Origin of the sequence: Mycobacterium decipiens (assembly GCF_963853665.1) — a bacterium.
Taxonomy (GTDB): Bacteria; Actinomycetota; Actinomycetes; order Mycobacteriales; family Mycobacteriaceae; genus Mycobacterium; species Mycobacterium decipiens.
Genome location: NZ_OY970459.1, coordinates 1,680,182 through 1,701,062, shown reverse-complemented (window position 1 = coordinate 1,701,062; position 20,881 = coordinate 1,680,182). Strand labels below are relative to the sequence as shown.

General features: G+C 66.5%; 19 protein-coding genes and 1 pseudogene. 4 read left to right on the top strand and 16 right to left on the bottom strand.

What is annotated here, in order from left to right:
• Positions 1-231: 231 nt before the first annotated feature.
• A complete protein-coding gene (fdhD, locus tag AADZ55_RS07760) occupies positions 232-1,053 on the bottom strand; it encodes a formate dehydrogenase accessory sulfurtransferase FdhD (protein WP_085323934.1) in 822 nt (273 codons plus the stop codon).
• Positions 1,053-3,392 carry an FdhF/YdeP family oxidoreductase gene (locus tag AADZ55_RS07755; RefSeq protein ID WP_085323935.1) on the bottom strand — a complete coding sequence of 780 codons (2,340 nt, stop codon included), beginning with the start codon at positions 3,390-3,392 and terminating at the stop codon, positions 1,053-1,055. Before AADZ55_RS07755 ends, fdhD begins: the two co-directional genes overlap by 1 nt.
• 120 nt (positions 3,393-3,512) lie before the next feature.
• On the opposite strand from AADZ55_RS07755, the gene AADZ55_RS07750 reads away from it, so the two are divergent.
• On the top strand, positions 3,513-4,280 hold the full coding sequence (locus AADZ55_RS07750) for a GAF and ANTAR domain-containing protein (RefSeq protein ID WP_085323936.1): 768 nt from the start codon (positions 3,513-3,515) through the stop codon (positions 4,278-4,280).
• 16 nt (positions 4,281-4,296) lie between these two features.
• On the opposite strand, the gene AADZ55_RS07745 is transcribed toward AADZ55_RS07750, so the two are convergent.
• The 4 genes from AADZ55_RS07745 to rplS all read right to left on the bottom strand — a co-directional run bounded on the left by AADZ55_RS07745 (position 4,297) and on the right by rplS (position 6,788).
• Positions 4,297-4,602, bottom strand: a complete 306-nt coding sequence (locus AADZ55_RS07745) for a DUF2469 domain-containing protein (RefSeq protein WP_012393608.1) — start codon at positions 4,600-4,602, stop codon at positions 4,297-4,299.
• Positions 4,603-4,682: 80 nt separating this feature from the next.
• Positions 4,683-5,468: a ribonuclease HII gene (locus AADZ55_RS07740; RefSeq protein ID WP_085323937.1), complete on the bottom strand. Its 786-nt coding sequence runs from the start codon at positions 5,466-5,468 to the stop codon at positions 4,683-4,685.
• A gap of 2 nt (positions 5,469-5,470) precedes the next feature.
• Positions 5,471-6,334: a signal peptidase I gene (gene lepB / locus AADZ55_RS07735; protein ID WP_085323938.1), complete on the bottom strand. Its 864-nt coding sequence runs from the start codon at positions 6,332-6,334 to the stop codon at positions 5,471-5,473.
• Between the two features lie 112 nt (positions 6,335-6,446).
• Complete coding sequence (rplS, locus tag AADZ55_RS07730; RefSeq protein WP_044510756.1) at positions 6,447-6,788, bottom strand: 50S ribosomal protein L19; 342 nt, start codon at positions 6,786-6,788, stop codon at positions 6,447-6,449.
• Positions 6,789-7,119: 331 nt separating this feature from the next.
• On the opposite strand from rplS, the gene AADZ55_RS07725 reads away from it, so the two are divergent.
• Complete coding sequence (locus tag AADZ55_RS07725) at positions 7,120-8,070, top strand: hypothetical protein (protein WP_085323939.1); 951 nt, start codon at positions 7,120-7,122, stop codon at positions 8,068-8,070.
• Positions 8,071-8,151: 81 nt separating this feature from the next.
• Here the strand turns inward: AADZ55_RS07725 and trmD are convergent, their stop codons facing one another.
• The 5 genes from trmD to AADZ55_RS07700 form a co-directional block, all read right to left on the bottom strand.
• Positions 8,152-8,838 (bottom strand): tRNA (guanosine(37)-N1)-methyltransferase TrmD, encoded by a 687-nt coding sequence (gene trmD / locus AADZ55_RS07720; RefSeq protein WP_085323940.1) that lies wholly within the window; start codon positions 8,836-8,838, stop codon positions 8,152-8,154.
• 2 nt (positions 8,839-8,840) lie between these two features.
• Positions 8,841-9,383 (bottom strand): ribosome maturation factor RimM, encoded by a 543-nt coding sequence (gene rimM, locus AADZ55_RS07715; RefSeq protein ID WP_085323941.1) that lies wholly within the window; start codon positions 9,381-9,383, stop codon positions 8,841-8,843.
• A gap of 13 nt (positions 9,384-9,396) precedes the next feature.
• Positions 9,397-9,639 (bottom strand): RNA-binding protein, encoded by a 243-nt coding sequence (locus AADZ55_RS07710; RefSeq protein ID WP_036354608.1) that lies wholly within the window; start codon positions 9,637-9,639, stop codon positions 9,397-9,399.
• A 7-nt stretch (positions 9,640-9,646) separates the two neighbouring features.
• Positions 9,647-10,159, bottom strand: a complete 513-nt coding sequence (rpsP, locus tag AADZ55_RS07705) for a 30S ribosomal protein S16 (RefSeq protein ID WP_085323942.1) — start codon at positions 10,157-10,159, stop codon at positions 9,647-9,649.
• Between the two features lie 178 nt (positions 10,160-10,337).
• Entirely contained in the window at positions 10,338-10,769 is a 432-nt protein-coding gene (locus AADZ55_RS07700; RefSeq protein ID WP_085323943.1) for a nuclear transport factor 2 family protein, read from the bottom strand.
• 60 nt (positions 10,770-10,829) lie between these two features.
• On the opposite strand from AADZ55_RS07700, the gene AADZ55_RS07695 reads away from it, so the two are divergent.
• The gene (locus AADZ55_RS07695) at positions 10,830-11,723 is read left to right on the top strand and encodes a D-alanyl-D-alanine carboxypeptidase family protein (protein WP_085323944.1); all 894 of its coding nucleotides are present in this window, start codon (positions 10,830-10,832) and stop codon (positions 11,721-11,723) included.
• 9 nt (positions 11,724-11,732) lie between these two features.
• Here AADZ55_RS07695 and AADZ55_RS07690 read toward each other — a convergent pair whose 3' ends face one another.
• From AADZ55_RS07690 to ffh, 5 genes and pseudogenes are all read right to left on the bottom strand, one after another.
• A complete protein-coding gene (locus AADZ55_RS07690) occupies positions 11,733-12,320 on the bottom strand; it encodes a TetR/AcrR family transcriptional regulator (protein ID WP_085323945.1) in 588 nt (195 codons plus the stop codon).
• 1 nt (position 12,321) lies between these two features.
• Positions 12,322-14,170 (bottom strand): annotated as a pseudogene (locus AADZ55_RS07685) (N-acyl-D-amino-acid deacylase family protein).
• Positions 14,171-14,240: 70 nt separating this feature from the next.
• Positions 14,241-16,019, bottom strand: coding sequence for a serine/threonine-protein kinase (locus AADZ55_RS07680; RefSeq protein ID WP_085323947.1), 1,779 nt, complete (start codon positions 16,017-16,019; stop codon positions 14,241-14,243).
• A 49-nt stretch (positions 16,020-16,068) separates the two neighbouring features.
• The gene (locus tag AADZ55_RS07675; protein WP_085323948.1) at positions 16,069-17,142 is read right to left on the bottom strand and encodes a metal-dependent hydrolase family protein; all 1,074 of its coding nucleotides are present in this window, start codon (positions 17,140-17,142) and stop codon (positions 16,069-16,071) included.
• Between the two features lie 13 nt (positions 17,143-17,155).
• Complete coding sequence (gene ffh / locus AADZ55_RS07670; RefSeq protein ID WP_085323949.1) at positions 17,156-18,721, bottom strand: signal recognition particle protein; 1,566 nt, start codon at positions 18,719-18,721, stop codon at positions 17,156-17,158.
• Positions 18,722-19,129: 408 nt separating this feature from the next.
• On the opposite strand from ffh, the gene AADZ55_RS07665 reads away from it, so the two are divergent.
• Positions 19,130-20,875 (top strand): DEAD/DEAH box helicase, encoded by a 1,746-nt coding sequence (locus AADZ55_RS07665; protein ID WP_085323992.1) that lies wholly within the window; start codon positions 19,130-19,132, stop codon positions 20,873-20,875.
• Positions 20,876-20,881 lie beyond the last annotated feature (6 nt).

Sequence of the window (20,881 nt, the reverse complement as noted above, 5' to 3'; positions counted from 1 at the left end):
GTCGACCGATGAGCCCAAACTGAGCATCTCGGTGGCCCGTAGCGCTACGAACACCACCGGGGTGGTGAGAACCCATGAGTGCGCTCGGTGAGGGCGGCGTCCAAACCGAGGTTGGCAGACGGCAGCCCCAAACGAAGCTAAACAAGTTCGAGATCGCCAATGGCGCGCAAGTGAATTCAGGGACCGAAGGTCCACCCAACAACATCATTCTCGGCGCTGAGAAGGCTCCCGCTAGGTGACTCGGTCCGCCCTGGTGTAGATGTTCATCGAGTCCTCCCGCAGGAACGCCACCAGCGTGATCCCGGACTCCTCGGCCAGCGAAACCGCCAGCGACGACGGCGCGGATACCGCGGCCAGCACCGGAATACCGGCCATCAGCGCCTTCTGGGTCAACTCGAACGACGCCCGCCCGCTGACCAGAAGCACCGACGCGCCCAGCGGTATCCGGTCACGCTCGAAAGCCCAGCCGATGACCTTGTCGACCGCATTATGCCGACCGATGTCCTCGCGCACGGCAAGCATGGCGCCGTCCACACCGAACAACGCCGCGGCGTGCAGCCCACCGGTGCTCGCGAAAACCTTTTGCGCGCCGCGAAGTTGGTCCGGCATCGCCTTGAGGGTGTCCGCGCCGACGGTGGCGGCATCGTGGCCCGGTGCGAATCGGCTGACCTGGAGCACCGCCTGAAGCGACGTCTTGCCACAGACCCCGCACGACGACGTGGTGTAGAAATTGCGGGTGACGTCCAGACCAGGCGGCTTGACGCCCTCGGCCAGGGTGACATCGAGGACGTTGTACGTATTGGCGCCATCGTCGCCGCGCCCGCCGCAGTAGCGCACGGCCAGCACATCTTCACGATCCGCGATGATCCCCTCGGTGAGCAGAAAGCCCTGCGCAAGCTCGAAATCCGAACCTGGCGTGCGCATGGTCACCGTGACCGGCGTCCCATTGACACGGATCTCCAGCGGCTCCTCGACGGCCAGAGTCTCCGGCCGGGTAATCACCTGATCGGCGGTGAGATGCCGCACCCGCCGACGCGCCGTGACGTGGGCCACTAGGCCGCCGGCTCCAAACGAACCACGATCGCCTTCGACACCGGAGTGTTCGATTCGGCTGCGGTGTGGTCGAGCGGAACCAGTGAATTGGTCTCCGGATAGTAGGCAGCGGCATTACCTACCGGGGTCGAATACGCCACCACCAGAAAGTCTTTCGCCCGCCGCTCTTGCAGATGGCCTTCGGCGTCGGTCCACTCCGAGACCACGTCGACGCGGTCGCCCGCCTGCAAGCCGAACGATTCGATATCGGCAGGGTTGACGAACACCACCCGGCGGCCGCCCTTCACCCCGCGGTACCGGTCATCGAGCCCGTAGATCGTGGTGTTGTACTGATCGTGGCTGCGCAGGGTCTGCAGCACCAGCCGGCCGGGCGGCACCGGCACCCACTGCAGCGGTTTGACCGCGAAGTTGGCTTTGCCTGTGCTGGTGCGGAATTCGCGCGCATCGCGCGGTGGGTGCGGCAGCTGGAATCCGTCGGGCGCACGCACCTTGCGGTTGTAGTCGGCACAGCCGTCGACCACCGCCGCGATCGCGTCGCGGATCGTGTCGTAGTCACTGGCGAACCGCTCCCACGGCACCGGATGCTCACGGCCCAGCAGCCGGCGGGCCAGCTGGCAGATGATCTCCACCTCGCTGCGCACCTGGTCGCTGGGCGGATGCAGGCTCCCGCGGGACAGGTGCACCATCGACATCGAATCCTCAACCGACACCAGCTGTTTGCGCCCATTGCGGATGTCGCGGTCGGTGCGGCCCAGCGTCGGCAGGATGAGCGCGGTGGTGCCGTGGACGAGGTGGCTGCGGTTGAGTTTGGTCGAGACTTGTACCGTCAACGCGCAACTGCGCAGGGCCGCCTCGGTGACGGCGGTATCGGGGGTGGCCGAGGCGAAGTTTCCACCCATGCCCATGAAGACGGTGGCCCGGCCATCTCGCATGGCGCGAATTGCGGCCACGGTGTCATAGCCGTGCTTGCGTGGACTGGCGATGCCGAACTCGTGATCCAGCGCCGCCAGGAACTGCTCGGGCATCTTCTCCCAGATCCCCATCGTGCGGTCCCCTTGCACGTTGGAATGCCCGCGCACCGGGCACACGCCGGCGCCGGGTTTGCCGATCATGCCGCGCAGCAGCAGCAAATTGGTGGCCTCGCCGATGGTGGCGACCGCGTGGGTGTGCTGGGTCAGGCCCATCGCCCAGCAGACGACGGTGCGCTGCGAGGCCATCAACATCGCGGCCACCCGCTCGAGTTGCACGCGTTCGATACCGGTGGCCGCCAGCACAGTCTCGAAGTCGACCTGCAAGGTCCGGCGCCGATACTCGTCGAATCCGGCGCAGTGATCGGTGACGAATGACCGGTCGATAACGCTGCCCGGTCCGCGGTCGTCAGCCTCCAGTAGCAATCTGCCCAACCCGGCGAATAACGCCATGTCCCCGCCGAGACGGATCTGCACGAACTCGTCGGCGATCGGGATGCCACGTCCCACAACCCCGTTCACCTTCTGCGGATCTTTGAATCGAATCAATCCCGCCTCGGGCAGGGGATTCACCGCGATGACCTTGGCGCCGTTTGACTTTGCCTTTTCCAGTACCGACAGCATCCGCGGGTGGTTGGTGCCCGGGTTCTGTCCGGCGATCACAATCAGGTCGGCACGCACGACGTCCTCGACGGTGACCGAGCCCTTACCGATCCCGATCGACTCCGTCAGCGCCGAACCTGAGGACTCGTGGCACATGTTGGAGCAGTCGGGCAGGTTGTTCGTGCCGAAAGACCGAACGAGCAGCTGGTAGCAGAACGCGGCTTCGTTGCTGGTACGTCCGGACGTGTAGAACACTGCCCGGTCGGGACTGTCCAACGCATTGAGCTGCTCGGCGATGAGCCGGTAGGCGGCATCCCAGCCGATCGGCCGGTAGTGATCGTCACCGGGACGCAGCACCATCGGGTGGGCGAGCCGGCCTTGTTGGGACAACCAGTACTCGGGCTTTGCGGACAGCTCTGCCACCGAGTGCCGGGCGAAAAACTCCGGCGTGACGGTGCGCTTGGTGGCCTCCTCGGCGACTGCCTTGGCACCGTTCTCGCAGAACTCGGCCAATTTGCGGCCGCCGGGCTCCTCCGGCCACGCGCAACCTGGACAGTCGAAGCCGTTGCGCTGATTCAGCCGAGCCAGGGCGGCCGCTGTGCGCAGCGCGCCCATCTGCTGCAGCCCCCGTTGCAGCGATACCATCACCGCGCGCAGGCCCGCCGCCTCGCGTTTGGCCGGCGCCACCGTTGCCGCATGCTCGTCATAGTCGGCGCGGATATCGCGAGACGCGGCTGGCCGCTGGAACCTCACGGCCCCAACGTACATTGATTATTGACCGGCCGTCGCATAGAGCCGGCCGCGGCAGACTTGCTCTAGGCCACTGTCGACACCTCCAGCAAGTGGGGTCGATCCTCAGCCCGGGGAGCGCCTGAAACGAGGGACGAAGTGAACGAGGCTAACGCCGGTTCCGGCGACCCATCAACCCAGCCGGCGAAGGTGGATCCCGCGACGGTTTTCGCCGCGCTCGCCGAGATCATCTACCAGGGCTCAGACCCCTCGGACGTCTATGCCGCCATCTGTATCGCGGCAACCCTGGTCGTTTCAGGCTGCGATCACGCCAGCCTGCTGGTGCGCAAAGACGGTCGATATGTCACCGTCGGCGCCAGCGACCGCATAGCACTACACATCGACGACCTGGAACGGGCCAGCGGCGACGGGCCCTGCATCGACGCCATCGAGGACGAAACCCCGCAGATCGACCCGGACCTGACCACTCCGTCGCTGTGGCCCAAATTTGCTGCCCGCCTGGTTGCCGAAACGCCGGTCCGCGGCGCAATGGGGTTTCGGTTGCTGGTCGATCGCCAGCTCACCGGTGCGCTCAACCTGTTCAGCGACACCCCCAACACCTTCGACGCCGAGTCGGCGGGTCAGGCAATCGTGCTGGCGTCGTTCGCGAGCGTGGCGATCAACGCCATCGCCCAGGGCGAAGACGCGAGCACCTTGCGGCGCGGGCTGCTCAGCAACCGCGAAATCGGCAAGGCCGTTGGGATGTTGATGCTCCTCAGCGGCGTGTCTGAGGAAGAGGCGTTCGACGTGCTGCGGCGCTATTCCCAGGACCTGAACATCAAGCTCGCCGAGGTGGCGCGGACGGTCATCGCGAATCGGGGAAAACTTCTCTTCGACGACGAGGATCAGCTTCCATCGAACGCGTAGCCCCGCCAGTCGGCGGCTATTCCGGCAGCCGCAGCTCGGGTTTTTCGACTTCTTCGATGTTGACGTCCTTGAACGTGACCACCCGCACCTGTTTGACAAACCGTGCCGGCCGGTACATGTCCCATACCCAGGCGTCGGCCAGCCGCAGCTCGAAGTACACCTCACCGTCGGCGTTGCGCGGCACCATCTCCACGCTGTTTGCCAGGTAAAAACGACGCTCGGTTTCTACGACGTAGCTGAACTGGCCGACGATGTCCTTGTATTCGCGGTACAGCGAGAGCTCCATCTCGGTTTCATACTTTTCGAGATCCTCTGCGCTCATCTGCCACTCATCTGCTCAGACGTCCTTCTCCCTGCCAATCTGCTCGGCCCTCCCCTCGCTACCCGTGGGCACCGAGGGCCTTAAGCGCGACCAACGGCCCGCATTGTCGCCGGGTGGGAACTCTTACTCCATCTTCCCTCACCCGCATTTGCCGCGTCGCCCGGAGGGTCGGGTCGACAATCGGCCATCTCCCTGCCGTTCGACCCGGTCGCCACCCGGCGGACATTGATGAACGAGTAGCGGTGCTGCGGGCACGGTCCCAGTCGGGCCAGCGCCTGGCTGTGCGCTGGGGTGCTGTAGCCCTTGTGCTCCGCAAAGCCATAACCCGGGTGATCGGCATCCATCGCGACCATCATCCGGTCCCGGCTGACTTTGGCCAGCACGCTTGCCGCGGCGATACAGGCGGCCGCCGCGTCGCCGCCGATCACCGGCAGCGACGGCATCGGCAGCCCGGGCACGCGAAATCCGTCGCTGAGCACATAACCGGGCCGCACCGGCAGGCCGGCCACCGCACGCCGCATGCCTTCGATATTGGCCACGTGCACGCCGCGGCGGTCGACCTCGGCGGACGGGATGAACACGACGTGATAGGCAACCGCATAGCGGCGGATCAGCGGGAACAGCTGCTCCCGCGCCTGCTCGCTGAGCTTCTTCGAGTCATCAAGGGCAGCAAGGCTTTCCAGGCGATTCGGCCCGAGAACACAGGCCGCGACCACGAGCGGGCCGGCGCAGGCGCCGCGACCCACCTCGTCCACCCCGGCGACTGGCCCTAGACCGCCGCGGTGCAGCGCTGACTCCAGGGTGCGCATCCCCCGCACCCCCCCGGACTTGCGGATCACGGTGCGCGGTGGCCAGGTCGTGGCCATGGCTACGAACCCTGCTGGGGATTCACCGAACGCACAACACCCCAACGCGACGGCGGCCACACGATAAACCTGGCCTTGCCGATGACGTTGGCCACCGGCACGGTTCCCGACATCGCATCACCGGTGCATAGCAAGGCGCAGTGGGCGCGTGAATCCGCCGAGTGGGTCCGGTTGTCGCCCATCACCCAAAGTCGCCCGGGCGGGACGGTGACCGGCCCGAACTCGCTGCCCAGGCACGGATATACCGACGGGTCGGCCATCATGGTGGTCGGATCCAGATACGGTTCCTTCAGCGGCTTGCCGTTGACCGTGAGGCCGGTGTCGGACCGGCATTGAACCGTCTGTCCGCCGACCGCGATGACACGCTTGACCAGGTCGTTCTCGTCGGGGGGTACGAAACCGATGAACGACAGCGCGTTCTGCACCCAGCGCAGGGCGGTGTTGTGCGAGCGGATCGACTTGTAACCGACGTTCCACGACGGTGGACCCTTGAACACGATGACGTCGCCTGGTTGCGGTGAGCCGAAGCGGTAGCTGAGCTTGTCCACCATGATGCGATCGCCGACGCACGTCGAACACCCATGCAGCGTGGGTTCCATCGATTCTGACGGAATCAGGTAGGGACGCGCGACGAACGTCAACATCACGTAGTAGAGCGCCACGGCGATCACGGCCAGAATCGCAAGTTCCCGCAGCGTTGATCGCTTCGCGGGCTTCGAGTCGTCCGTTTCGGCCGCCTTGGCGTCCCCTTCGGCATCCACGTCCGGGGCCTCGTCGCGGATGTCGGTGTCCCGGGCAGCGAGCTTCGGCTCCGACTGACCGGCGTCCGGCTGACGCTCAGATGGGGAGTCGGTGGTTTCGGTCACGAGATCAGCGTAGCCAGCTCAGGTCGTGGTCGAAGAACCGCGAGGCAACGGGCGAGTAGATCACCGAGCCGACGACCGAGGCGGTCCGGGATGGCCGCCGGGGCGGTCCCGGTCAGCGCTTCTCCTTGATCTTGGCTTTCTTTCCGCGTAGTTCACGCAGGTAGTACAGCTTGGCACGGCGGACGTCGCCGCGGGTCACCACCTCGATGTGGTCGATGTTCGGCGAATGCACCGGAAAGGTCCGCTCGACGCCGACGCCGTAGCTCTCCTTGCGCACCGTGAACGTCTCGCGGATGCCCCCACCCTGCCGACGGATCACCACGCCTTTGAACACCTGGATACGTTCCTTGGCGCCCTCGATCACCTTGACGTGCACATTGATGGTGTCACCCGGGTTGAAGGCCGGGATGTCGTCGCGCAGCGACGCCTGGTCGACGAAGTCCAGCCGATTCATTGGAAAGGACCATCCTTGGGGGTCGCGGCTTCGTTTACCGCCCACACGCAGGCGTGCGGCAGTCACCAAGCCGATGGGTTCGGGCTTTGGGTGCATCTCGCAGCGGGCGGGAGGCAGCCCGGCCGGCCGACCACCGCGAAAGACAACTGGTCAATTGTGCCAGACGGTGTGCACGCAGTGAAAATCACAGGAAACCCGGGTGGTTCGCCGCCGTCCAAAAGCGCCTGCAAATGGTACATATGACTGGGGCCAGGCGTGACGCCCCAGAGAGGGCGGTGCGGCCGCCCCACCCGCACGTCTTCGCGATGTCGGAGGATGCCGAAGGAGAAGAATGCGAACACGGCCGCTGACGTTGCTCACCGCCGCCGCGGCGGTGACGTTGGTGGTGGTCGCGGGCTGCGAGGCCCGGGTCGAGGCAAAGGTATACAGCGCGGCCGATCGCAATTCGTCTCGACCGCAGGCGCAACCGCAGCCGCAACCGCAACTGGTTGAGCTGCTGCTGCGCGCTATCACGCCGCCCGGGGGCCCGGAAGCGCAGCCGAACGTCGGATTTATCGGACTGCAGGCACGGATCCAGCAGGCAACCGACGAGGCCGCCGCCAAGGGCGCCGCCCTCTCGGTGGCCGTGCTCGATCGCGCAACTCACCAGCTGGTCTCCAACGGCAACACCCAGATCATCGCCACCGCGTCGGTTGCCAAGCTCTTCATCGCCGACGATCTGCTGCTGCGGGAGTCCGAGGGGAAGATCGGGCTGTCCCCGGAGGACCACCAGGCACTGGACGTTATGTTGCGCTCATCCGACGATGGCGCCGCCGAAAGATTCTGGGGTCAGGACGGCGGAGATGCCATCGTCACCCAGGTGGCGCGCCGGTATGGGCTCACGTCGACTGCGCCACCCAGCGACGGGCGCTGGTGGAACACGATCAGCTCGGCGCCGGACCTGATCCGCTACTACGACATGCTGCTCGACGGGTCCGGCGGCCTACCACGGGAGCGGGCCGCCGTCATCGTCAACGACCTGGCCCAGTCCACCCCTACGGGAATCGACGGCTACCCGCAGCGGTTCGGCATCCCCGACGGCTTGTACGCCGAACCGGTCGCGGTCAAACAGGGCTGGATGTGCTGCATCGGCAGCAGCTGGATGCATCTGTCGACCGGGGTGATAGGCCCGGACCGCCGCTACATCATGGTGATCGAGTCACTGCAGCCGTCGGACGACGCGACCGCGCGTGCGACGATCACCCAGGCTGTCAGAACGATATTTCCCACCGGCCGGATCTGACCCATTCACGTGAGCGAGCAGACACAGAATCGCACGAATCCGGCCCTGCGCGTGCGATTCTGTGTCTGCTCGGCCGGTCCTTTAGTCCAGCAGCTCGGGGCGGCGTTCACGGGTGCGCTGCAGCGAGATCTCCCTGCGCCAGGCCGCAATTCGAGCATGGTCACCGGACAGCAGGACCTCGGGGACGTCGAGGCCACGCCAGCTTGCCGGCCGGGTATAGCTCGGCCCCTCCAGCAGCCGGTCCATACCCGGCGAATGCGAATCATCATGGTGTGACGCGGGATTGCCGAGGACTCCAGCCAGTAGCCGCAGCACTGCTTCGATCATCACCACGGCCGCCGACTCCCCTCCGGGCAGCACGTAATCGCCGATCGAGACCTCTTCGACGCGGATCCGGCGAGCGGCATCCTCAATGACCCGCTGGTCGATGCCCTCGTAGCGGCCGCAGGCGAAGACGAGATGCGTCTCTGCGCTCCACCGTTGGGCGGTGGCCTGGGTGAAGAGTGCGCCAGCCGGAGTAGGAACAACCAACAGCGTAGGGGCGGAACAGATTTCGTCGAGCGCTTCACCCCACACCGGCGCCTTCATCACCATCCCCGGGCCGCCGCCGTAGGGCGAGTCGTCCACCGAGTGGTGCACGTCGTAGGTCCATCGCCGCAGGTCGTGCACCTGAAGGTCGACCAGGCCCGACTCGATCGCCTTGCCTGGCAACGATTGCCGCAACGGGTCCAGGTAGGCCGGGAAGATCGTTATGACGTCAATGCGCACCGCTACCCCAGGTCCAGCAGTCCGTCGGGAGGGTCGATCTTGATAACGCCATTTCCCAGACCGTCGTCCAGCGACACCGACGTGACGATGGCGCGCACAAACGGCACCAGCACCTCACCGGAGTCACCCTTGACCGCCAACAACTCGCCGGCGGCGGTGTGCACCACTTCGGTGACGACGCCAACGCCCAGCCCCGCCATCGTTTGGACCCTAAGACCTTCCAGCTGGTGGTCGTAATAGGTGTCCGGCTCCTCGATCGGAGGCAGGTCATCGGAGTCGATGACGAACAGACTGCCGCGCAACGCGTCGGCGGCGTCTCGATCGGTGACTCCGGCCAATCGCACCAGCAGCCGTCCGCCGTGCTCTCGCACGCCCTCAATGACATAGCCCGCAGCGCTGCGCTCGGGATCACCGTCGCGGGATCGGCTGGCCCGCAACCGGGTACCCGGCGTGAACCGGGTGTCTGGATCGTCGGTGCGGATCTCGACGACCACTTCGCCGGTGACGCCGTGCGACTTCACCACCCGCCCGATTACCAGCTCCATGAGCGTGGCCCCGCTATTGGTCGGTGTCCACCACGTCGACGCGGATACCGCGGCCACCGATGCCGGCGACCAGAGTGCGCAATGCGGTCGCGGTTCGTCCCCCGCGCCCGATCACCTTGCCCAGGTCGTCGGGATGAACATGGACCTCGACAGTCCGTCCACGCCGACTAGTAACCAGGTCCACCCGGACATCGTCAGGGTTGTCGACGATCCCGCGGACCAGATGCTCAACAGCGTCAACGACGACGGTGCTCATTGCCCCGTCAGCTTTCCGCCGTCTCGGCCTGCGGGCCGCCCTCGGCCGGCGTGTCCGCCTGCTGGGCTTCCGTGGCTGCCTCTGCTGAGCCGGCTTCCGGGCCGGTTTCGGCGGCCTTGGCGGCCTTCTTGGCCGGGGCCTTCTTCTTCGGTTTCGTGGCGTCAGTGGTGGGCGCGCCGTCGGCGGCGGCCAACGCGGCGTTGAACAGCTCGAGCTTGCTGGGCTTGGCCGGGGCGACCTTCAACCGGCCTTCGGCGCCCGGCAGGCCTTTGAATTTTTGCCAGTCGCCGGTGATCTTCAGCAGCTTGAGGACCGGTTCGGTGGGCTGGGCACCCACGGAGAGCCAGTACTGGGCGCGCTCGGAGTTGATCTCGATGAGGCTCGGTTCTTCCTTCGGGTGGTACCGGCCTATCACCTCGATTGAACGACCGTCGCGGCGGGTGCGAGCATCGGCGACGGCGATGCGGTACTGGGGATTGCGGATCTTGCCAAGCCTCGTGAGCTTGATCTTCACAGCCATGGTTACGCGGTTCTCCTGTGTGTGTCACGCTGCAATTCAGCAATCTGGGCAGGATGCCCAGGTCCGGTTTTGCCTCGCGTGTATGACCGCCGAACGGCACCCAAGCAATGCTTGGCCGCGCGGCGGACAGCCGCCTATTGTGCCAGAACGCCGTCCAACTACCGAAAACGTGTCCGTTTCACAGCATTTTCTGGAAGCACTTGCTTTCGACCCGGCGGGTCATCCGCCAGCCCTCGGGGGTGCGCACGAACTCGTCGTCGTACCACAGCCCACAGAACAGCACCCGCTCTTGGCCGGTGGGCGGATCGCCGGCCAGCACCATCGGGTTGAAGCAGATCACCCGCGACGACGCGGTGTCTCCGTCGACGCGGACCGCGAAGTTTCCCAACATGTGCGCATACAGCGGAAAGTTCGACAACACCTGCGACAGCCATCGCTTCACTTCGGGATAGTGGCCATCGATGCCGCCCAGCGCCCGATAGTCGATGTAGGCGTCCGGCGTGAACACCTTGTCCAGGTCGTCGAATCGGCGCAGGTCAATGGCGGTGGAGTAGTCCACCAGCAGCTGCTGGATCTCCAACCGGTCGGAAATCTCGGCCAGGCTCAACATGCATTGATTCAAGCCCGGAGAATAGGCGTACCGGAACCCTGGAAGATAAACTCCTCGCCCATGCGAAAGCTCATGGCCGCGGCGGCTGCGCTCCTGGCGGCCGGTGCCTGCGCAGTCACCGTCAGCACGGGCACCGCGGGGGCCGACACCAGCGTGCAACCGGCCGGCTCGGTGCCGATCCCCGACGGACCGGCGCAAACCTGGATAGTGGCCGATCTGGACAGTGGTCAGGTGCTGGCCGGCCGGGATCAGCATGTGGCCCACCCGCCCGCGAGCACCATCAAGGTGCTCCTGGCATTGGTGGCGCTGGACGAACTCAGCCTGGACTCCACCGTCGTCGCCGATGTCGCCGACACCCAGGTCGAATGCAACTGTGCAGGTGTCAAACCGGGCCGCACCTACACCACGCGCCAACTACTCGACGGCCTGCTGCTGGTTTCGGGCAACGACGCCGCCAACACGCTGGCGCACATGCTCGGCGGCCAAGATGCCACCGTGGCCAAGATGAACGCCAAAGCCGCAGCCTTGGGTGCGCCAAACACCCACGCGGCGACGCCGTCAGGCCTGGACGGCCCCGGCGGTTCGGGATTGTCGACGGCACACGATTTGGCGGTCATCTTCCGCGCGGCCATGGCCAATCCGGTGTTCGCGCAGATCACCGCCGAACCGTCGGCGATGTTCCCCGGCGGCCCAGGCGATGGGGGCGAGCAGCCGATCGTCAACCAGGACGAGCTGCTGCAGCGGTATCCGGGAGCCATCGGCGGCAAGACCGGCTATACCAACGCCGCCCGCAAGACGTTCGTCGGCGCCGCGGCACGCGGGGGCCGCCGGCTGGTGATCGCCATGATGTACGGGCTGATCAAGGAGGGCGGACCGACGTATTGGGATCAGGCCGCGAGCCTGTTCGACTGGGGCTTTGCCCTCAACCCGCAAGCCAGCATCGGCTCGCTGTAAAGCTCGCGCTCAATAGGTCGCGGTAAGCAGGGCCGTCAGCACCGGAATCCGCTGTTCCTCGATCTCCGGTTGCGGCAGCACCCCGCGCACAATCGCGGCCCCGTCGAACACGTTCGTCAACAGAGCCACGATGACCGGAAACGTCTCCTCGGGAAAGCTCTCGGCCCCGGGCATAGCCCCCGCGGCATCGCAAATCTTGGCCCGGTACTGCCCGAGCACGCTTTGCAGCGTCTCCTTGAGCTTCTCGTCGGTGCGCGCGGCGATCATCAGCTCGTAAAGCACGGCGTTGGTCGAGGTGCTGGTGATGTCTCGCAGAATCGTCAGCGCCGCCTGAAGCGCGGGCCGGTCGGCCGGGATTTCGGCGACCTGCTTGGTGAACGTTTCCAGCTGACGACGCAGCACTTCGTACGCGGTGGCCGCCATGAAATCGCCCATCGTTTCGAAGTGCCGGAACAGCGCACCCACCGACACCCCAGCGCGCTTGGTGATCACGGCAGCTGATGCCCGCGCGTATCCGACCTCGATGATCGTCTCGATGCTGGCCTGCAGGAGGCGTCCAACGGTTTCTTCGCGGCGCTGTTGCTGGGTCCTGGCCATGTCAGGCGCCAACGCCCAGGGCACCCTGTTCCCGACGGGCCTGCCGCTCGCCCGCCCGCAGGTACCGACCCGACTTCACAGTCTGCCCGTAGCCGTCCCGGAATCGGCCGTTACGGAAGACGACAGTGCCGCCCACGCCCGTGGCGACCACGGTCGCATCGTTGCGATTGACCATGCGCCGCAGGCCGCCGTAGAACGGAACCTCTTCCTCGTGATAACCGTCCACCGATCCATCCAGGTGGATCGGGTCGATCACCACGAAGTCCGCACGGTCACCCCGGCGCAACGTGCCGGCGTTGATGCCGAACCAGTCCGCAAGCTCGCCGGTCAGGCGATGAACCGCACGTTGCACGGTTAGGAATGGCTGTCCGGCCCGGTCGGCATCGCGGGTGCGCTTGAGCAGCCGCAGGCCGAAGTTGTAGAAGGCCATGTTGCGCAGGTGCGCGCCGGCGTCGGAGAAGCCCATGTGGACACTCGGTTCGGCAGCAAGCTTGTTGAGCTGTTTGGGCCGGTGGTTGGCGACGGTGGTTGTCCACCGGACGTTGCGCTCACCGCTTTCCACGAGCACGTCCAGGAACGCATCGAGCGGGTGCAGTCCGCGCTCGTTGGCGATCGCCCCAAAACTCTTGCCGATCAACGACGTATCGGGGCATTCGACGATCACGGCGTCGTGGAAGTCCCGATGCCACAACGAAGGTCCGAGCTTGATGCGGTCGAACTCACGCCGGAACCGCCGGCGGTAGGACGTGTCGGCCAGCAACTCATTGCGTTCGATTTGTTCGCGCAGATGCAGGGCCGCCGTTCCGGCGCCGAACTCTTCGAAGACCGGGAGGTCGATCCCGTCGGAGTACAGCTCGAACGGGACCGGCAGATGCTGGAATCGCACCTGAGCGCCCAGGAGCTTGTTGAGCACGCGGGTGCCGAGCCCGAAAACGTGCACCGCAAAAGGCATCGCCTTGGCATCGGCAGACACCAGCATGCTCATCCGGACTCCCTTGCGCCGGTTGAGCATCCGGCTGCTGGTCAGGAAGAACATCAGCACCGACGCCGGGTTGTCGACGTCGGGTGCACTCTGCAGAATCCGACGGCGCTTGCGCAGCACGGAGATCAGCCTGCGCCGCTCCCGCCACGTCGCGAAGGTGGACGGCAACGCCCGCGAGCGGAAGCGGTCGCCGTCGAGCTTGTCGATGGCCGCGTCCATCCCGGACATGCCTAGCATCCCGGCCTGGAGCGCATCGTCGAGCAGCTTGGCCATCTTCTCCAGTTCGGCGGCGGTGGGCCGGATGGTGTCGTCGGTGGCGCGCTCAAGTCCCAGCACCGCGGTGCGCAGATCCGAATGACCAAGCAGTGAGCCCACATTCGGCCCGAGCGGCAGGGCGTCGATTGCCTTGATGTACTCCGCTGCCGTCGACCACGTCTTGGTGTCTTCCAACGCACCCAGGACGAATTCGCGGGGCACCGCTTCGACCCGGCTGAACAGGTCGGCGGCATCGGCAGAGTCGGCGTAGACCGTCGACAGCGAGCAGTTGCCCAGCAGCACCGTGGTGACCCCGTGGCGCACCGACTCGCGCAATCCGGGATCCAACAGCACCTCGGCGTCGTAGTGGGTGTGCACGTCGATGAAGCCGGGCACGACCCACTTCCCCGCCGCATCGATTACCTCCGGGCAACCGGTCGAGTCCAACGGCGCGTCGGCGGGCTCGGCCACCGTGGCCACCACACCGTCGCGAATACCCAGGGTCCGGATCAGTGGTGGGTTGCCGGTGCCGTCGAACCACAATCCGTCGCGAATGATCACGTCGTAGGTCACTGCTTTCCTCCACGTCGTCGAGTTGCCACCAGGCTAACATTAGATAGTGATCACTCGCAATCTTTTTTGGGCCCGCGTATTTCCGCCGGCCAAGCGCTGGTCAAGCGGTGTCAGCGACCGGGCCCCGACGCCGTTGTGGTCGGCGGTGACGGGGCGGTGGAGGTTGCAGCGGGGACATCGGGAATCGTCGCCGGGTCCGGCACTGTGACTGCCGATGGAAGATCGCCGCTACGGCTGGCCACCGCGGGAATCCGGATGACCGCGCCTTGTTGGCCGCACTCGTTGCTTTGCACGGTGACAACCATTTCGCCGCGGAGGTCGCCCTCGGGTTGCGGTCGCAGCGAGAGGACCTGCGTCGTGGTCTGCGTGCTCGCCGAGCCGTTGGGCCCGACGCACGGGAACTGCACCGTCTCCGCCCGCGACTTCCACTGGCCGTCGCCGAACTGCATGAGGAACGGTTTAACGGGTGGACTCTTCGCCGTGGTGTGGTCGGTGTCGTCGAGCATCGTTGCCGCCGCGAGGCATTCCGCCGGCGTGCACGAAGTCCGGAACGCCCACCAGGTGTTCACGTCCGGCGGTTGCGGAGTCGGGGTGTAGTCGTATGTCTGCTTTGAACGTTCGATCTCGATGCGGTAGGTGCCGTCGAGCGGGGCCGGCGCGGTGACCGGGGCGCTGGCCGGCGGGGCGCTGGGCGCGGCCGATGCGCTCGTCGGCGGGCCGGCGACTTCGGTGGACGTCGGGTGTGTCTTGCGCCCGACCGCGATCCCGACCGCGAAGAGACCAACAAGCAGGAGCACCGCCGCCGCACCAACCAAGATCCGGCGTGGCCGGCGCCGCCGCGGCGCCCCAGGATCCCTCGTCGCGCTGGAGAAGTCGTCCAGGCGCCGCGCCAACACCCCGGCCGCCGACTGCAGCAACGAGCCGCGCCGTTGGGAGGTCGGGGCCGCGGGCGCCGGCTTCGGGACAGACGGTTGTGCGCCGGCGATGTCCTCGGGCCAACCGTAGGCCGGGTAGTCGACGACATACGCCTCACCGCCGGCCGCGGCGGTGATCCCGGCCGCTTCGATGACCTCGGGACTGTGCTCACCCACCGGGACGCCGGCCTGTTCGTTTACCGCCTCGGCAAACTCTCGGCAGCTTCCGAACCGCTCGCCGGGCTCTGCGGCGAGCGCCCGGGAGAAGACACCGTCCAGGCGTACCAGGTCCGGGCGAAGGACGGAAAGTTTGGGTGGCTGCGCCAGCCCGGTGTGAGGATGATCCACCGGCGGCGCACCGGCGAGCAGGTGCATGGCGGTAACCGCCAACGCGTACTGGTCGGCGCGCCCGTCAATGTGATCCCCAGCCAACAGTTCCGGCGCCGGATAGGTGGCAATCGCGCCGTGGGAGCTACCCGGTTGGCTAGCGATTCCGAAGTCGGCCAACAGGATCCGTTGTTGGCCCGCACCCGCAGTAGTCAGCACGATGTTGGCGGGGCTGACGTCGCGATGAAGCAGTCCACGCTGGTGGCCGTAGTCGAGAGCTGCGGCTACGGCCGTGACGATGGCGAGCACCTCACCGACCGGCAACACCGCCGGAAACCGGTCGGCCATCAGCTGGATGGCATCGATGCCGTGAACGTAGTCCATCGCGATCCACAGCTGTCCGTCGAACTCGCCGCGGTCATGGACCTCCAGGATGTGCGGGTGATACAGCCGCGCGGCGACCTCGGTCTCCTGCTGAAATCGGCGCCGGAATTCGCCGTCCGCCGCTATCGCCGGCGATAGAACCTTCAGTGCCTGCCAGCCGGGGAATCCCGGCTGCTGGACGAGGTAGACCTCGCCCGTCCCTGAAGAACCCAGCATCCGCACGACGGTGTAGCCGGCAAAGGTCGCGCCGCTGGCCAACGCCATTGGCCGATAGTAGCCGCGTTCGGGATACCCCGCGCGACGAGAAGTCGTGTCAGTACCGGGTCCCAAAAGTCCTGCCGCGCAAAATCACCAGATCCGGACGCATCAGCACGGCTGGACCTTGCCGCGGATCCTCGGCGTAACACAACAAATCGGCCGACGCCCCGTTGTCCAGGCCGGTCCGGCCCAGCCAACGTCGGGCATTCCAGCACGCCGCCCCCAACGCCTCGGTCGGACTCATTCCGATCTTCTTGAGGGCTTCGACCTCGTCGGCGATCCGCCCATGTCTGATCGTGACGCCCGCGTCGCTGCCGGCGAATACCGGCACACCCGCCTCCCGCGCCGCGGCAATCCGCTGGTAGCCGCGGGCATACAGGTCGCGCATGTGCGCCGCGTAGGTTGGGTAGCGCACCGCGGCGTCAGCGATACCCGGGAAGTTTTCGAGGTTGATCAGCGTGGGAACCAGGGCGGTGCCCTGTTCGAGCATTAGGGCGATGGTGTCGTCGGTGAGCCCGGTGCCGTGTTCGATGCAGTCGATGCCGGCGTTGATCAGGCCCGGCAGCGCATCCTCACTGAAGACGTGCGCGGTAACCCGCGCCCCGTGTGCGTGCGCGGTATCGATCGCTTCCTTCAGGACGTAGTCGGACCACAACGGGGCGAGGTCGCCGATCTGGCGGTCGATCCAGTCACCGACAAGTTTGACCCACCCATCACCGCGCCTAGCCTGCTCGGCCACCGCGGCCGGCAGCTGCGATTCGTCTTCCATCTCGTCTGCGAGACCGGCGATGTAGCGCTTGGGTCTGGCCAGATGCCGCCCGGCGCGGATGATGCGGGGTAGATCCTCGTGGTCGTCGAGACTGCGGGTGTCGGTCGGTGAGCCACAGTCACGCAACAGCAGGGTGCCCACGTCGCGTTCGGTCTCGGCCTGGGCGATTGCCTCGCCAAGTTCGATGGCGCCGTGATCGCCGAGCCCGACGTGGCAATGGGCGTCCACCAGCCCGGGCAGGATCCACCCGCCGTCAAAGACGGTGTCGGCCCCCGACACGGGCTCGGTGCTGATGCGGCCGTCGACGACCCACAACTCGATTGCCGTCTCGTCGGGCAGCCCCAACCCTCGCACGTGCATGCGCACAGCGCGGTTACTTCTTGCCCGGGAAATTCAGCTTGGACAGATCGAAGTCGGCCAGCCCGGGCGGCAGCTCGTCGAGACCTTGGGGCATCTGCGACAGATCGGGGAATCCGGCCGGCATGCCCGGCATGCCCGCCCCGAATGGGCTCTTGACCTTCGGCGGCGTCGGACCCCGTGCCCCCTTCTTGCCCTTCTTGCCGGCTTTGGCTTTGGCCCCTTTGCTCTTTCGGGTCGCGGACTTGCGGCCCAGACCGGGGATGCCCATGCCCCCTAGCATTGAGGACATCATCTTGCGGGCTTCGAAGAAGCGGTCGACCAGCTGGTTGACCTCGGACACCGTCACACCCGAGCCGTTGGCGATACGCAGCCGCCGCGAGGCGTTGATGATCTTCGGGTCGGCCCGCTCCTGCGGCGTCATCCCGCGGATGATGGCCTGCACCCGGTCGAGTTGCCTGTCGTCGACCTCAGCCAGCGCGTCTTTCATCTGTCCCGCGCCGGGCAGCATGCCCAACAGATTGCCGATCGGGCCCATCTTGCGGACGGCGAGCATCTGCTCCAGGAAATCCTCCAGCGTCAGCTCGCCGGCGCCGATCTTGGCCGCGGCCTCCTCGGCCTGTTGAGCGTCGAAGACCTGCTCGGCCTGTTCGATCAGGCTCAGCACATCACCCATGCCCAAGATCCGGCTGGCCATCCGGTCCGGGTGGAAGACGTCGAAGTCCTCCAGCTTTTCGCCGGTGGAGGCAAAAAGGATTGGGACGCCGGTCACTTCGCGTACCGACAACGCGGCGCCACCGCGAGCGTCACCGTCCAGCTTGGTTAACACCACTCCGGTGAAACCGACACCCTCGCCGAACGCCTGGGCTGTGGTGACGGCATCCTGGCCGATCATCGCGTCCAGGACGAACAGCACCTCGTCGGGATCGACGGCAGCCCGTATCGCCGCCGCCTGGGCCATCAGCTCGTCGTCGATACCCAGCCGGCCAGCGGTGTCGACAATCACGACGTCGAAGTGTTTGGCCCGAGCCTCGGCAAGCCCCGCCGAGGCAACGGCGACCGGGTCACCGGGGCCGGCTTCCGGCGAGGCTCCGGGATGCGGCGCGAACACCGGCACCCCGGCGCGCTCGCCGACGACTTGCAGCTGGTTCACCGCCGCCGGTCGTTGCAGGTCACAGGCCACCAGCAGAGGTGTGTGTCCTTGCCCACGCAGCCAGGCGGCCAGCTTGCCGGCCAGCGTCGTCTTACCGGAACCCTGCAGGCCGGCGAGCATCAGCACGGTCGGCGGTGCCTTCGCGAACGCGAGCTGACGGGTCTCGCCGCCGAGGATGCCGATCAGTTCTTCGTTGACGATCTTGACGACCTGTTGCGCCGGGTTAAGGGCACCCGATACCTCGGCCCCCCTGGCGCGTTCTTTGATTCGGTGGACGAAGGCCCGCACCACGGGCAGCGACACGTCGGCTTCCAACAGCGCCAGCCGGATTTCGCGGGTAGTGGCGTCGATATCGGCCTCGGTCAGTCGGCCCTTGCCGCGTAGCCCCTGTAGGGCGCCGGTCAGCCGGTCGGACAACGATTCAAACACGCTCGCCAGCCTAGTAGTGATCGCCAGCCCCGCGTAGCGGGGCGCAGCGGGTCACCACCGTCCAGCCCCCGTGGTGATCGCCAGCCCCGCGTAGCGGGGCGCAGCCGACGCGACACCTACACCACGGCGACGACGCGCCGGGGCACGCGTCGCCGTGAGTCAAGTTTCGGCGAATGCGCCCGGTGGCGACGCTGCGATTCATGTCGCAGCTGCGCCGAAATGCGTTGCCATGCTAGATTTCACAGCCGCCACCTCACCGTGCTGGCCGTGTCGAGGGCGTCACGTGTCGGCCCATCGGTGGTGTCGACGACGCCTCGATCGTGCGTCGTACTGCAACGCAACTGTCGCCGCGTCAGCGCGGCGGCAACCGCCACGCGCGGCCGAGCATTCACGGGGGGAGCGGTTTTGATGCAGCTGGTTCACCACGCTGGCCGCGACGTCGAAGGCGCCGCCGAAGGTAGCCATGCGTTGCGCGGCTGGCAGCGTCGAGCGATGGTGAAGTACCTGGCCAGTGAGCCGCGCGATTTCCTGGCCGTGGCTACCCCCGGGTCGGGCAAGACGACGTTCGCGCTGCGGATCGCGGCCGAACTGCTGCGCCATCGCGCCGTCGAGCAAATCACCGTCGTCGTGCCCACCGAGCACCTCAAGGTCCAGTGGGCGCATGCCGCGACAGCCCACGGCATTTCCCTGGACCCGAGATTCTCCAACGCCAACCCCCAGACCTCGCCGGAGTATCACGGCGTGATGGTCACCTACGCCCAGGTCGCTTCGCACCCGACGCTGCACCGGGTGCGCACCGAAGCCCGCAAGACGTTGGTCGTCTTCGACGAGATCCACCACGGCGGCGACGCCAGAACCTGGGGCGACGCCATTCGGGAAGCATTCGGTGACGCCACGCGCCGTCTTGCGCTGACCGGCACACCATTTCGTAGCGATGACAGCCCAATCCCGTTCGTCAGCTACGAGCAAGGCCGCGACGGTGTGCTGCGTTCGCAAGCTGACCACACCTACGGCTATGCGGAAGCTCTCGCTGACGGCGTGGTCCGGCCGGTGGTGTTCCTCGCCTACTCCGGGCAGGCACGCTGGCGGGATAGCGCTGGCGAGGAGCACGAGGCGCGGCTGGGCGAGCCGCTGTCCGCCGAACAGACCGCACGGGCGTGGCGCACCGCGCTCGACCCGGCCGGCGAGTGGATGCCCGCCGTCATCGCGGCAGCCGATCAACGGCTCCGACAGCTGCGTACCCACGTTCCCGACGCGGGCGGCATGATCATCGCCTCGGATCGAACCGCGGCCCGCGCATACGCCCGCCTGCTGACCACGATGACCGCGGAAGCTCCCACCGTCGTACTCTCCGACGACCCCGGGTCGTCGGCGCGCATCACCGAATTCGCCCAGGGCACCAGCCGTTGGTTAGTCGCGGTGCGGATGGTCTCCGAAGGAGTCGACGTGCCGCGGCTTTCGGTGGGGATCTACGCCACCAACGCCTCTACACCGCTGTTCTTCGCACAGGCCATCGGTCGGTTCGTGCGGTCCCGCCGCCTGGGCGAAACCGCGAGCATCTTCGTGCCGTCGGTGCCCAGCCTGCTGCAGCTGGCCAGTGAGTTGGAGGCCCAGCGCAACCACGTGCTGGGCAGACCGGACCGTGAATCCGCCGGCGATCCCCTCGACGGTGATCCCGCCACCAGGACGCAAACCGAGCGCGACGCGGAGCGGGGATTCACCTCGTTGGGGGCCGACGCGGAACTCGATCAGGTCATCTTCGACGGCTCCTCGTTCGGCACCGCCACACCGGCCGGAAGCGACGAAGAGGCCGACTACCTCGGCATCCCCGGGCTACTGGACGCCGAACAAATGCGCGCCCTGCTGCACCGCCGCCAAGACGAGCAGCTGCGCAAACGAGCCCAGCTTCAGAACGGGGCCGCGCAGAACGCCACCTCGACGCCGCCACCATCGGTGCATGGCCAACTGCGCGACCTGCGCCGCGAACTCCACACGCTTGTGTCGATCGCGCACCACCGCACCGGCAAACCACACGGGTGGATCCACAACGAACTGCGCCGCCGCTGTGGTGGGCCCCCAATCGCCGCTGCGACCCGCGACCAGCTCAAAGCACGCATCGATGCCTTGCGCCAGCTCAACTCCGAGCAGCCCTGAGCACGC

Excerpts from the sequence above, each read along its gene's own strand:
- AADZ55_RS07690 (WP_085323945.1), bottom strand. The coding sequence starts at position 12,320 with ATGGCCAGGACCCAGCAACAGCGCCGCGAAGAAACCGTTGGACGCCTC.
- rimM (WP_085323941.1), bottom strand. The coding sequence starts at position 9,383 with ATGGAGCTGGTAATCGGGCGGGTGGTGAAGTCGCACGGCGTCACCGGC.
- rplS (WP_044510756.1), bottom strand. The coding sequence starts at position 6,788 with ATGAATCGGCTGGACTTCGTCGACCAGGCGTCGCTGCGCGACGACATC.
- AADZ55_RS07740 (WP_085323937.1), bottom strand. The coding sequence starts at position 5,468 with ATGGCCACGACCTGGCCACCGCGCACCGTGATCCGCAAGTCCGGGGGG.
- AADZ55_RS07675 (WP_085323948.1), bottom strand. The coding sequence starts at position 17,142 with ATGCACGTGCGAGGGTTGGGGCTGCCCGACGAGACGGCAATCGAGTTG.
- AADZ55_RS07710 (WP_036354608.1), bottom strand. The coding sequence starts at position 9,639 with ATGAGCACCGTCGTCGTTGACGCTGTTGAGCATCTGGTCCGCGGGATC.
- AADZ55_RS07700 (WP_085323943.1), bottom strand. The coding sequence starts at position 10,769 with ATGTTGAGCCTGGCCGAGATTTCCGACCGGTTGGAGATCCAGCAGCTG.
- AADZ55_RS07725 (WP_085323939.1), top strand. The coding sequence starts at position 7,120 with ATGCGAACACGGCCGCTGACGTTGCTCACCGCCGCCGCGGCGGTGACG.
- AADZ55_RS07680 (WP_085323947.1), bottom strand. The coding sequence starts at position 16,019 with ATGGCGTTGGCCAGCGGCGCGACCTTTGCCGGCTACACCGTCGTGCGG.
- AADZ55_RS07665 (WP_085323992.1), top strand. The coding sequence starts at position 19,130 with ATGCAGCTGGTTCACCACGCTGGCCGCGACGTCGAAGGCGCCGCCGAA.
- AADZ55_RS07755 (WP_085323935.1), bottom strand. The coding sequence starts at position 3,392 with ATGTACGTTGGGGCCGTGAGGTTCCAGCGGCCAGCCGCGTCTCGCGAT.
- rpsP (WP_085323942.1), bottom strand. The coding sequence starts at position 10,159 with ATGGCTGTGAAGATCAAGCTCACGAGGCTTGGCAAGATCCGCAATCCC.
- AADZ55_RS07695 (WP_085323944.1), top strand. The coding sequence starts at position 10,830 with ATGCGAAAGCTCATGGCCGCGGCGGCTGCGCTCCTGGCGGCCGGTGCC.
- AADZ55_RS07745 (WP_012393608.1), bottom strand. The coding sequence starts at position 4,602 with ATGAGCGCAGAGGATCTCGAAAAGTATGAAACCGAGATGGAGCTCTCG.